A 12,404-nucleotide genomic window follows, 5' to 3' on the forward strand; every position below is an offset into this window, starting at 1 on the left:
AACATAAATTAATAAAAATAATTCTAATTCTAAAAGTTTTATATTCACCATTTTTCATCAATGCATAACTTCTCAGATGTCTATATCATGCGCTCAAAGATTTCTTTTCTTAGGATATGATGATGAAGATATTAAAAATGTCTTTTTTGGCACTCGGGATGAGTCTTAGCGGATTTGCTCAAGCGGATTTTATAGGAGTTAAAGGGGACGTGGGCTATTGGTTTTACGATGGTAAAGCAAACATGTCTACACAATTGCCAGATGACCAAGACTTAGATCGAAAAGGCAGTGCACAACTTTCATTAGCATTCGAGCACCCAATCCCATTTATTCCAAATGCAAAAATTCGTTACGTCAATCTAGATACACAAACTAAATCAGAGACCTTAGGTCAAGCTAACTATAAGATTAATTTAGATCATAGTGATTTTATTCTTTATTATGAATTACTGGATAATATTGTGAGTGTGGATGCGGGTCTGGGTGCAACCGTATTAAATGGTGATATCACCGCCTATACAGGTAAACGTGTAGATATTGATAAAACATATCCTATTGCTTATTTGTCGGGAGAAGTAAAACTTCCATTCACAGGTTTAAGTGCTAAAGGTGAAGCAACTTATACAAACTTTAATGATGCAAAAATCACAGATGCATTAGCAGAAGTAAAGTATAAATTTGTCGATAATTTAGTAGTCGATTTAGGCCTTAAAGCAGGCTATCGTGTACTCAATATTGACTTAGATGATTATGATAACAATGACCTTAAATTTGAGTTTAAAGGACCATATGTAGGCTTAGAAGCACACTTCTAAATCAGACTTTCAGGTATAAACAAGAACTCTATATGAGTTCTTGTTTATTTAAACCATATCCACATAATCTAAATATTCTCGAATTCTTTGACACCATTCTCGAATATTTGGATATAACTTTAAATCAAAGCCGCCTTCGTCAGCGACATGTGTATATGCATATAAAGCAATATCAGCAATGGTTAATTGATTTCCAACAAGATAATCATACTCTACTAAAGCTTTATCCATAATAGATAGCGCTTTATGGCCTTTTGGTTGTAAATTCTGGTATTCATCTATTCTTTCTGGCGGTAAGCCTAAATATTTATTAATAAAACGAGCAACTGCAATAAATGGTTCATGGCTATACTGCTCAAAGAACATCCACTGATACATTTTTGCTTTAATAAAAGGATCTGTAGGAATAAATTTTGATCCTTCAGCTACATAACCTAAAATAGCATTGGACTCACTCAAAACACGACCATCATCAAGCACTAATACAGGTATTTTTCCATTAGGATTTAGCGACAAAAAATTATCTGTTTGAGTTTCTTTGTTTAAAATATCAACATGGATCCATGTATGATTAATTTTTAATAAGGAAAGTAATAATTTAATCTTATAACAATTACCCGAACTCACATCACCATAAATTATCATTGATCCACTTCCCTTATTATGCATACTTAAAAGTTTAATTTTCTTGTTATTTATAACAGAAGTCTTTCTTCGAATTAATATATATCTGATTTTATTCTGTACTATAGCCAGACTTTCATCGAATTTAGCTATTTCTAGCTGCAATAAAAAACACCCCCACTCTTTAGAATGGGGGTGTTTGGAATAATGAGCTGGCGATGACTTACTCTCACATGGGTAACCCCACACTACCATCAGCGCTAAGAGGTTTCACTTCTGAGTTCGGGAAGGGATCAGGTGGTTCACTCTTGCTATGGTCGCCAGCACAACTGTTTATGGATACTTGCTTTGGTCTTATTGACTGCCGAAGCGTTTTCCAAATCTTTACAGATTGGGCTGATTGAATCTGGCTGTGTTCATTTTATCTAGTGGAATAACTAAATCAAGTTGCTTTGTAGATTTATGAATCGATTGATGCTTTATATACAACTGCTTGGGTGTTGTATAGTCAAGCCTCACGAGCAATTAGTATTGGTCAGCTTCACATATCACTATGCTTCCACATCCAACCTATCAACGTCCTAGTCTCGAACGGCTCTTTAGAGGAATAAATTCCTAGGGAAATCTTATCTTGAGGTAGGCTTCCCGCTTAGATGCTTTCAGCGGTTATCCCTTCCGAACATAGCTACCCGGCGATGCGACTGGCGTCACAACCGGTACACCAGAGGTTCGTCCACTCTGGTCCTCTCGTACTAGGAGCAGATCCTCTCAAATTTCCAGCGCCCACGGTAGATAGGGACCGAACTGTCTCACGACGTTCTAAACCCAGCTCGCGTACCTCTTTAAATGGCGAACAGCCATACCCTTGGGACCTGCTTCAGCCCCAGGATGAGATGAGCCGACATCGAGGTGCCAAACACCGCCGTCGATATGAACTCTTGGGCGGTATCAGCCTGTTATCCCCAGAGTACCTTTTATCCGTTGAGCGATGGCCCTTCCATACAGAACCACCGGATCACTAAGACCTACTTTCGTACCTGCTCGACTTGTGGGTCTCGCAGTTAAGCGCGCTTTTGCCTTTATACTCTACGCGTGATTTCCGACCACGCTGAGCGCACCTTCGTACTCCTCCGTTACTCTTTAGGAGGAGACCGCCCCAGTCAAACTACCCACCAGACACGGTCCTCGTCCCGGATAACGGGACAGAGTTAGAACCTCAACATTACCAGGGTGGTATTTCAAGGACGGCTCCATTGGAACTAGCGTTCCAACTTCAAAGCCTCCCACCTATCCTACACAAGTAAGGTCAAAGTTCAGTGTCAAGCTGCAGTAAAGGTTCACGGGGTCTTTCCGTCTAGCCGCGGGTACACTGCATCTTCACAGCGATTTCGATTTCACTGAGCCTCTGCTGGAGACAGCGCCGCCATCATTATGCCATTCGTGCAGGTCGGAACTTACCCGACAAGGAATTTCGCTACCTTAGGACCGTTATAGTTACGGCCGCCGTTTACTGGGGCTTCGATCAAGAGCTTCGCTTACGCTAACCCCATCAATTAACCTTCCAGCACCGGGCAGGCATCACACCCTATACGTCCACTTTCGTGTTTGCAGAGTGCTATGTTTTTAATAAACAGTTGCAGCGGCCTGGTTTCTGCGGCTGTCATCAGCTCAGGAAGCAAGTTCCATCACCAACAACAGCGTACCTTCTCCCGAAGTTACGGTACCATTTTGCCTAGTTCCTTCAGCAGAGTTCTCTCAAGCGCCTTGGTCTACTCGACCTGACCACCTGTGTCGGTTTCGGGTACGATTCCTGTGTAACTGAAGCTTAGAGACTTTTCCTGGAAGCATGGTATCAGCCACTTCGCTGTACAAGTACAGCTTGCTATCGGATCTCAGTATAGAGTACCCCGGATTTGCCTAAGATACATACCTACATCCTTCCACCTGGACAACCAACGCCAGGCTGACTTAACCTTCTCCGTCCTCTCATCGCATTACACAGAAGTATTGGAATATTAACCAATTTCCCATCGACTACGCCTTTCGGCCTCGCCTTAGGGGTCGACTCACCCAGCCCCGATTAACGTTGGACTGGAACCCTTGGTCTTTCGGCGAACGGGTTTTTCACCCGTTTTGTCGTTACTCACGTCAGCATTCGCACTTCTGATACCTCCAGCATACTTCTCAATACACCTTCATCGGCTTACAGAACGCTCCCCTACCACTTGACTAATGTCAAATCCGCAGCTTCGGCACATAGTTTTAGCCCCGTTACATCTTCCGCGCAGGCCGACTCGACTAGTGAGCTATTACGCTTTCTTTAAAGGGTGGCTGCTTCTAAGCCAACCTCCTAGCTGTCTATGCCTTCCCACATCGTTTCCCACTTAACTATGATTTTGGGGCCTTAGCTGGCGGTCTGGATTGTTTTCCTCTTGACTACGGACGTTAGCACCCGCAGTCTGTCTCCCGGATAGTACTCATAGGTATTCGGAGTTTGCATCGGTTTGGTAAGTCGGGATGACCCCCTAGCCGAAACAGTGCTCTACCCCCTATGGTATTCGTCCGAGGCGCTACCTAAATAGCTTTCGGGGAGAACCAGCTATCACCAGGCTTGATTAGCCTTTCACCCCTATCCACAAGTCATCCCCTGGCTTTTCAACGACAGTGGGTTCGGTCCTCCAGTTAGTGTTACCCAACCTTCAACCTGCTCATGGATAGATCGCCTGGTTTCGGGTCTATACCCAGCAACTAAACGCCCTATTAAGACTCGATTTCTCTACGGCTCCCCTATACGGTTAACCTCGCTACTGAATATAAGTCGCTGACCCATTATACAAAAGGTACGCAGTCACACCACGAAGGTGCTCCCACTGCTTGTATGCATGCGGTTTCAGGATCTATTTCACTCCCCTCACAGGGGTTCTTTTCGCCTTTCCCTCACGGTACTGGTTCACTATCGGTCAGTCAGGAGTATTTAGCCTTGGAGGATGGTCCCCCCATATTCAGACAAGGTTTCACGTGCCTCGCCCTACTCGTCATCATTATGTGTGCCCTTTCGTGTACGGGAATATCACCCTCTACGTTCGCACTTCCCAGAGCGTTCCACTAAAACACACATAACTTAATGGGCTGATCCCCGTTCGCTCGCCGCTACTGAGGGAATCTCAATTGATTTCTTTTCCTAAGGGTACTGAGATGTTTCACTTCCCCTCGTTCGCCTTGCAACACTATGTATTCATGTTGCAATACCTACCTTAAAGTAGGTGGGTTCCCCCATTCAGACATCTCCGGATCAAAGGATATTTGCCGCCTCCCCGGAGCTTTTCGCAGGCTATCACGTCTTTCATCGCCTCTGACTGCCAAGGCATCCACCACATGCACTTAATTACTTGACTATACAACCCCAAACAGTCGACGTTACCTACAAGTTAGTAACTTCAACATTTCAGTTTAGAGCACTGTGTATTTAAACACTGTACAGCTTCAATCTAAATTCATATACCAAAACGCTTGATTCAGTTAATTTGCTAGTTCTCAATTCATTCAGATTAATTACTTAATCTAAACTCTTGAGTGAACAATTTATTTCAGACTCAATTTTGCCAATCTGTTAATGAATAAACACGCCTTCGTCAGGTCATGCTTAATACCGTGATACTTAAATCACAGAAGTTAATAAACCAAGACCGAAATCTCTATTTACTAATTTCTGTAATCCGAACTTATCTTAAGTTCTGGTGGAGACTAGGAGAGTCGAACTCCTGACCTCCTGCGTGCAAAGCAGGCGCTCTACCAACTAAGCTAAGTCCCCAGCTTACATCATCAGTCATGTATCTTTTATCTATAACTTTAACCAGTCAAAGTCATGGTGGGTCTGACAAGACTTGAACTTGTGACCCCACGCTTATCAAGCGTGTGCTCTAACCAACTGAGCTACAGACCCTCAGATACATCTATGAAGAACAACTTGTTGTGGATTCTTACCAATCGTCAATCTTTCGTTAAGGAGGTGATCCAGCCGCAGGTTCCCCTACGGCTACCTTGTTACGACTTCACCCCAGTCATCGGCCACACCGTGGTAACCGCCCTCTTTGCAGTTAGGCTAGCTACTTCTGGTGCAACAAACTCCCATGGTGTGACGGGCGGTGTGTACAAGGCCCGGGAACGTATTCACCGCGGCATTCTGATCCGCGATTACTAGCGATTCCGACTTCATGGAGTCGAGTTGCAGACTCCAATCCGGACTACGATCGGCTTTTTGAGATTAGCATCACATCGCTGTGTAGCAACCCTTTGTACCGACCATTGTAGCACGTGTGTAGCCCTGGCCGTAAGGGCCATGATGACTTGACGTCGTCCCCGCCTTCCTCCAGTTTGTCACTGGCAGTATCCTTAAAGTTCCCGACATTACTCGCTGGCAAATAAGGAAAAGGGTTGCGCTCGTTGCGGGACTTAACCCAACATCTCACGACACGAGCTGACGACAGCCATGCAGCACCTGTATGTAAGTTCCCGAAGGCACCAATCCATCTCTGGAAAGTTCTTACTATGTCAAGGCCAGGTAAGGTTCTTCGCGTTGCATCGAATTAAACCACATGCTCCACCGCTTGTGCGGGCCCCCGTCAATTCATTTGAGTTTTAGTCTTGCGACCGTACTCCCCAGGCGGTCTACTTATCGCGTTAGCTGCGCCACTAAAGCCTCAAAGGCCCCAACGGCTAGTAGACATCGTTTACGGCATGGACTACCAGGGTATCTAATCCTGTTTGCTCCCCATGCTTTCGCACCTCAGCGTCAGTGTTAGGCCAGATGGCTGCCTTCGCCATCGGTATTCCTCCAGATCTCTACGCATTTCACCGCTACACCTGGAATTCTACCATCCTCTCCCACACTCTAGCTAACCAGTATCGAATGCAATTCCCAAGTTAAGCTCGGGGATTTCACATTTGACTTAATTAGCCGCCTACGCGCGCTTTACGCCCAGTAAATCCGATTAACGCTTGCACCCTCTGTATTACCGCGGCTGCTGGCACAGAGTTAGCCGGTGCTTATTCTGCGAGTAACGTCCACTATCTCTAGGTATTATCTAAAGTAGCCTCCTCCTCGCTTAAAGTGCTTTACAACCATAAGGCCTTCTTCACACACGCGGCATGGCTGGATCAGGCTTGCGCCCATTGTCCAATATTCCCCACTGCTGCCTCCCGTAGGAGTCTGGGCCGTGTCTCAGTCCCAGTGTGGCGGATCATCCTCTCAGACCCGCTACAGATCGTCGCCTTGGTAGGCCTTTACCCCACCAACTAGCTAATCCGACTTAGGCTCATCTATTAGCGCAAGGTCCGAAGATCCCCTGCTTTCTCCCGTAGGACGTATGCGGTATTAGCATCCCTTTCGAGATGTTGTCCCCCACTAATAGGCAGATTCCTAAGCATTACTCACCCGTCCGCCGCTAGGTCCAGTAGCAAGCTACCTTCCCCCGCTCGACTTGCATGTGTTAAGCCTGCCGCCAGCGTTCAATCTGAGCCATGATCAAACTCTTCAGTTAAAATCATTTTGCACCTTATTATAGACAAGGTGCCAATTCTGGCTCATCAATTACTGACTTAAATTTCGCTCAAATAAACTTCGAGTAATTTAAACCAATCAATCAATGAAAATTATTTCGATTAATCAATCAGTAAAAATCCACACAAGTTGTTCTTCAATTCTCTTAATGATTTTTCTGCTCCTCGTCAGAGACAGATCCAACACAATACTAAACTCTTATCTTAACCCTGTAAGCTAAGATATTCTCGTGTATCGCGTCGGGATGAGTGCATTATAGGGAAAAAAAACCGGTACGCAAGCACTTTTATAAATATCCATGCTCGACCGGTTCTTTTTCAGTCAAATAAATTTAAAAAATAATTTAAATTATTGATTTATATATTTAATTTATTTTTTCATTGTTTTGATCTTTATATCTACTATCTTTATAGGCTGTTTTGGTACGTTTTGATGCATGCCATAGTTTGATGTAGGAACCTGAACAATACGGTCTACTACATCCATTCCTTTTACGACTTTACCAAAAACGGCATACCCAGGATTTCCCGGTGAACGGTTAAGAAATTTATTATCTGCGACATTTATAAAAAATTGGCTAGTAGCTGAATCTGGATCTGATGTACGAGCCATCGCTAAAGTACCACGTGTATTTGCAATACCATTTCCTGCTTCGTTCTTAATAGGTGCTCGTGTTGTCTTTTCCTGCATATTTGCAGTCATGCCACCCCCTTGTGCCATGAAACCAGGAATCACACGATGAAAAATTGTTTCTTTATAAAAACCAGACTTTATATAGCTTTTAAAGTTATTCACACTAATCGGTGCTTTATCGTCATACAACTCTATTTCGATGTTGCCTAAATTTGTTTGCATCTCAACTAAGCTATTAGCCCATACTGAGTGACTACTTAGACCTAGACAAAACAACATCAATAACTTTTTCATATTTTCCTACAATAAGCTTTATAAAAAGATAATTATTAAATCTAATCGCCTACAGCGAAGAATTCTAGTGACTATTTATTAAGAATTTTTAAGTCTATTTGTTTATTTAATCCATGTTCCACGTGAAACATGGATTATTGAATTTACTTAACTATTTTTATCCCAAAATTTTCTGAAGTTTTTACTAATTTCGATAGTATGACGTTTGGCTTTTCTAGAAATTGGAGTCAGGTTAATAAAACCATGAGTCTGTTCCGGAAACTCTTCGTAATACATTTTTACGCCATTTTGTCTTAATTTATGACTATATATTTTCGCTTCATCATGTAGGACATCATGTCCAGCTGTAATCACAAAAGCTGGTGGATTTTTCTTTAGGTTGCCATAGGTGGGTGAAATAATTGGATCATCAAGTTCTACATTATGCTGAGTTGCATAATATTGTGTGACGTAATCAATATCGGTATTTGTTAAAACCAATCCTTCGTTATAGGCATAAAAAGAAGGATGTCTGCTTTTAAAATCTACTGTTGGATAGATAAGTAATTGTGCTTGTGGTGCATAAGCTTTATTTACTGATCTTTGCGCTACAACAGTACTAATATTTCCTCCTGCACTGTCCCCTGCAACCGCAATTCTATTTTTTAATATTTTTAATTGTCTGCGATTTTGATAAACCCATGCTAATGCATCTTCACATGACTGAATTAAATGTTGTGGTGAAACTTCCGGAGCAAGAGGATAGTCGATACTGAGGACCTGTACTTTTGCATATTTTGCTAATAAACGACAAACTTCATCATGAGTATCTAAACCACCTACAACAAAACCACCCCCGTGATAAAACACGATTAATGGCAGTTTCTTATTAGGAGCCGGATGATAATGTCTGGCAAAGATTGTGCCGCTTTGTAGTGGAAGACGAATATCTTCTACTGATTCAATATAAGTTGGTTTTTGACGTATGGCCTGCATTTGTGCATCAAACATTCTTCTTGATTGAATCGGATCAGAGCCAATGAAACCCACTCTCCCCTGTTTGATTTGCACAGCCATCATGCATTTCGTAAATGAATCGAGATCTGGGTATTGATAAGAATATCCTAAAATTTTAGCGAGAGACTCTTGGGCTAGTCGGGGTAACCTATCAAGTGCTCGAGCAGCAGGGCCTTGTCCCTTATCTAGCAATGTTTGAATTTTTTGATTAAATGCTGTCATGCCTGTCTCCTTGAATCCCTCTTATCCTTCATATTTTCTACAGAATTCTTTGTTGTTTGACTATATTCGCATACAACTCATGCAATCAAGATACAAAGGTAAAAACCAATCTACGCTAATCTGATTTATAGCAAATGTCATTAACAAATCTGTCGATTAAAATAGGACTTTTTTGCCAATTATTGTTAACAGACAAAAAGAGGGACTGCTATGTCAGCAAAACTAGTTGTTACTATGTTAGCAACCAGTCTTTTAACTGTAGGCTGTGTTGCTTATCCAGATGATCCTTATTATCGTGGTGGCGGATATGGTTACCATGATCATGATCGTCGCTATGATCGTGATGATCAACGTCGATATAATGATTGGGAACGAAAACGTTGGGAAGAGCGTCAACGAGTATATGTACAACAACGTAAAGACTTTCGTGAACAAGAAAAAAATCGTCGTGAATGGGAAAAAAGGCACCGTGATTGGGATAAAAAACGGGTAGAAAATCGAGATCATGATCGCCGAGATTATCGTCACGATGATTAAACTCACTAAGATATAAAAAGCCCCAAAGAGATAAGTCTTCTGGGGCTTTTTTGAGGAATATAAATTCTCTCTAATTTATAGAAAAATGAGTAGCAGCTCATTTCATATATGTATCGGCATCATGAACATATATGTTCTATAAACTCATATCTCTTATTTTTAGCAGTGTATTACTGAGCAGTTGCAGAACCTGAAACTGAACCAGAAGCACCAGCGTCTACTTGACCAGGTTGTGCTTGACCAGAAACACCTGCGTCGATACCAGCACCAGCATGTACGCCAGATGGGCTAGCACTTGTTTGAGCAGAACCAGAAGCGTTTAAACCAGCTTCTGATGCACAACCAACAGCTGTAAGAGCAACACCAGCAAGTACTACAGAGATAAGACCTAATTTTTTCATGATTGCTTTCCTTTCATTACGACAAACGTTTAAATGCAAAGTTCATCTTCGCGCTGCCTATAATTCACAATTTTTTTTTCTGACGTGCGTATCATTGGTTGTCTTTTGTAGTAATAGAAGTACAAATTCTGCAATTTTTTATTAAATTCATTTTTTTAATATGACCAACCTAATTTATAAATTAAACCATAGATAAACGTTTGTTTAATTTTATCAATTTTTCCTTTTCATTCTGCTTGGCCGTTATATTTAAAATTTTTCCATTTATAGAAACGCTATATAAGGTACGTAGACTGTTACAGAGCTTTTTGGCCCTTAAAAGTGGTTTTTCATAAAAAAGCCGCGAATGATCACGGCTCTTTTAAAAGTGAATACGGTTTAAATGTTAAATTATGGCCACTGCATTTCACCTTTTACGACCTTAGCCCCTAACTCTAAGCTATCCACGCTTTGAAGTGTTGGATATTGCTTTTGCATGAGTTTGCTCAACTCAGTAGCATTTTTAGTTGCTTTAGCTGCTTTTTCATAGCTATTTAAATAATTAATTGAAAAGTTAACAGCATCTAGGCCTTGTGGTGCACCTTCTACCATATGAGCAGGTACAACAATTTTAGGTTGAAGGGCTTTAATGCTTTCTAAAGATTGAATGACTTCCACACGATCTTTGGTTTTAGGGGTATCGGCCATCCATAAATGAATGCCTGAAGATACCGGAATACCACCCACAACTGCTTTTGCAGAAGGAACCCATAAATAAGTAAGCTCTTTTTTACCTTTAATCTCGATTGATTCATTCTCAAGTTTTAAAGTTTTAGCAGTGTAAGCTTGAGGCACAATAATTTGGCTAGGTGCATTTGCACCCATTTGTGGCCCCCAATATTTAACTTTAAGCGCTTGAGTATCCTGAATATGCTTTACTGTTTCCGGCGTAGCAATGATCTGTACATTCGGGAAATACTGTTTAAATACGTCTAAGCCGAAATAATAGTCCGGGTCACCATAGCTTACAAAAATAGTTTTTAATGTTTTACCGCTATCGAGAATATTTGCAGCAATACGTAAAGCTTCAGATTTTGAAAATTGTGCATTAACCAATAAAACTTCCTTATCCCCTTCTATTAAGGTTGAAGTCACACCGAAGTGTTCTGGTTTAGCAAGAAAACTCTGAATTTTCAGTTCTTGAGCAAAAGCTGACTGAGCCATGGTTAATGCTGTAGCAGTAGCAAGTGCGGAAGCGGTTAATTTAAATAATTTCATTAGGTATTCTCCTGTTTCATGAAGAACACTTTAAATTGCAATTTATGTAAGATAAACGCACTAATTTAAGATAAACTGTTGCATATATTGTAATAATAGCTAGACATATGGATACTTTAAAAGCGATTCAGGTCTTTGTTTCTATTGCACAACATGGCAATTTGACCAAAGCAGCCGAGCATCTTAATTATTCTCGTGCCATGGTTTCGCGTTATCTTGAACACCTTGAGCATACATTCTCAACTCGACTTTTCCAAAGAAATACCCGAAAAATATCTCTTACTCCAGCAGGTGAGAAAGCTCTACTCTACTGTGAAAATATTTTACAACAGCAGTTACTCTTACAAGAACTCGCTGCACCTGAGCAGCATAATGGAACAATTCGTTTTACGTGCGGTTTATTTTTGTTTGAACTGGGGGTAGCAGAATGTATTCGACAGTTTAAACGTCAGCATCCACATATTGATTTTGATGTTTACTTAACTGAAAACACCATGGATCTTATCGATGCACAAGTAGACTTGGCGTTACGTATCACTCAAAAGGTGGCCGATGGTTTAATTGCACGACCCGTTTGTCAAATCGAGTCTGTGTTCTGTGCTCATCCTGATTATTTGAAACAGCACAGTCCCCTGCTCCATCCTCGTCAACTTATTCAACATGAATGTATTGCTCATCACAGCCAACATCAATACTGGACACTTTTTGATAATGAACAACAGCCTCAGAACTATCCTTTAAATGTCACTTTTAAAAGTAATGATGTGAATGCGCTTTACGATATGTGCTTACACGCACAGGGGGTCGCAATGTTACCTACTTTATTAGTGGAGAAGGATTTAAAAGAAAAACGTCTAACTCCTTTATTTAAAAACTTTACGGCCCCTGAGTTAAGTTTGTCGGTCGTGTATGCTTCTAGACAGCATTTACCTCGAATTACTCAAGAATTTATAGCTTTTATGATTGAAAAGCTGGATTTTTACTTAAAACCGCAAAATTAAAGCTTTAAATTGCCGTGTACGCTTGAATTTTTAGGCAATGCCCATACTTCATCCCTATTAATGA

The 12,404-nt window shown here is 41.3% G+C and carries 8 protein-coding genes, 2 tRNA genes and 3 rRNA genes; 3 read left to right on the forward strand and 10 right to left on the reverse strand.

Annotation, left to right across the window (positions count from 1 at the left end; all coding sequences use genetic code 11):
- Positions 1 to 122: 122 nt before the first annotated feature.
- Entirely contained in the window at positions 123 to 815 is a 693-nt protein-coding gene (locus ABLC00_RS18380; RefSeq protein ID WP_006582396.1) for a TIGR04219 family outer membrane beta-barrel protein, read from the forward strand.
- Positions 816 to 863: 48 nt separating this feature from the next.
- Here the strand turns inward: ABLC00_RS18380 and ABLC00_RS18385 are convergent, their stop codons facing one another.
- From ABLC00_RS18385 to ABLC00_RS18420, 8 genes are all read right to left on the reverse strand, one after another.
- Entirely contained in the window at positions 864 to 1,460 is a 597-nt protein-coding gene (locus ABLC00_RS18385) for a glutathione S-transferase family protein (RefSeq protein WP_033846260.1), read from the reverse strand.
- Positions 1,461 to 1,649: 189 nt separating this feature from the next.
- Positions 1,650 to 1,764 (reverse strand): 5S ribosomal RNA (gene rrf / locus ABLC00_RS18390).
- A 179-nt stretch (positions 1,765 to 1,943) separates the two neighbouring features.
- Positions 1,944 to 4,834: ribosomal RNA gene (locus tag ABLC00_RS18395) — 23S ribosomal RNA — on the reverse strand.
- A 340-nt stretch (positions 4,835 to 5,174) separates the two neighbouring features.
- A tRNA-Ala gene (locus tag ABLC00_RS18400) sits at positions 5,175 to 5,250 on the reverse strand.
- A gap of 55 nt (positions 5,251 to 5,305) precedes the next feature.
- Positions 5,306 to 5,382 (reverse strand) — tRNA-Ile (locus tag ABLC00_RS18405).
- 59 nt (positions 5,383 to 5,441) lie between these two features.
- Positions 5,442 to 6,979: ribosomal RNA gene (locus ABLC00_RS18410) — 16S ribosomal RNA — on the reverse strand.
- The 16S, 23S and 5S rRNA genes sit together here with 2 tRNA genes alongside, the layout of an rRNA operon.
- 389 nt (positions 6,980 to 7,368) lie before the next feature.
- Positions 7,369 to 7,926 carry a peptidylprolyl isomerase gene (locus ABLC00_RS18415; protein ID WP_017393192.1) on the reverse strand — a complete coding sequence of 186 codons (558 nt, stop codon included), beginning with the start codon at positions 7,924 to 7,926 and terminating at the stop codon, positions 7,369 to 7,371.
- 147 nt (positions 7,927 to 8,073) lie between these two features.
- Entirely contained in the window at positions 8,074 to 9,144 is a 1,071-nt protein-coding gene (locus ABLC00_RS18420; protein WP_004711227.1) for an alpha/beta hydrolase, read from the reverse strand.
- 210 nt (positions 9,145 to 9,354) lie between these two features.
- Here ABLC00_RS18420 and ABLC00_RS18425 point away from each other — a divergent pair, with 210 nt between their 5' ends.
- A complete protein-coding gene (locus ABLC00_RS18425) occupies positions 9,355 to 9,681 on the forward strand; it encodes a hypothetical protein (protein WP_033847046.1) in 327 nt (108 codons plus the stop codon).
- A gap of 170 nt (positions 9,682 to 9,851) precedes the next feature.
- Here the strand turns inward: ABLC00_RS18425 and ABLC00_RS18430 are convergent, their stop codons facing one another.
- Together ABLC00_RS18430 and ABLC00_RS18435 are read right to left on the reverse strand one after the other, a co-directional pair.
- Positions 9,852 to 10,082 carry a hypothetical protein gene (locus ABLC00_RS18430; RefSeq protein ID WP_002051903.1) on the reverse strand — a complete coding sequence of 77 codons (231 nt, stop codon included), beginning with the start codon at positions 10,080 to 10,082 and terminating at the stop codon, positions 9,852 to 9,854.
- A gap of 390 nt (positions 10,083 to 10,472) precedes the next feature.
- Entirely contained in the window at positions 10,473 to 11,339 is an 867-nt protein-coding gene (locus ABLC00_RS18435; RefSeq protein WP_004711232.1) for an MBL fold metallo-hydrolase, read from the reverse strand.
- Between the two features lie 107 nt (positions 11,340 to 11,446).
- On the opposite strand from ABLC00_RS18435, the gene ABLC00_RS18440 reads away from it, so the two are divergent.
- Positions 11,447 to 12,340, forward strand: coding sequence for a LysR family transcriptional regulator (locus tag ABLC00_RS18440; RefSeq protein WP_002051949.1), 894 nt, complete (start codon positions 11,447 to 11,449; stop codon positions 12,338 to 12,340).
- The last annotated feature ends 64 nt before the right edge of the window (positions 12,341 to 12,404 follow it).

Source organism: Acinetobacter nosocomialis, from assembly GCF_041021905.1.
Classification (GTDB): domain Bacteria; phylum Pseudomonadota; class Gammaproteobacteria; order Pseudomonadales; family Moraxellaceae; genus Acinetobacter; species Acinetobacter nosocomialis.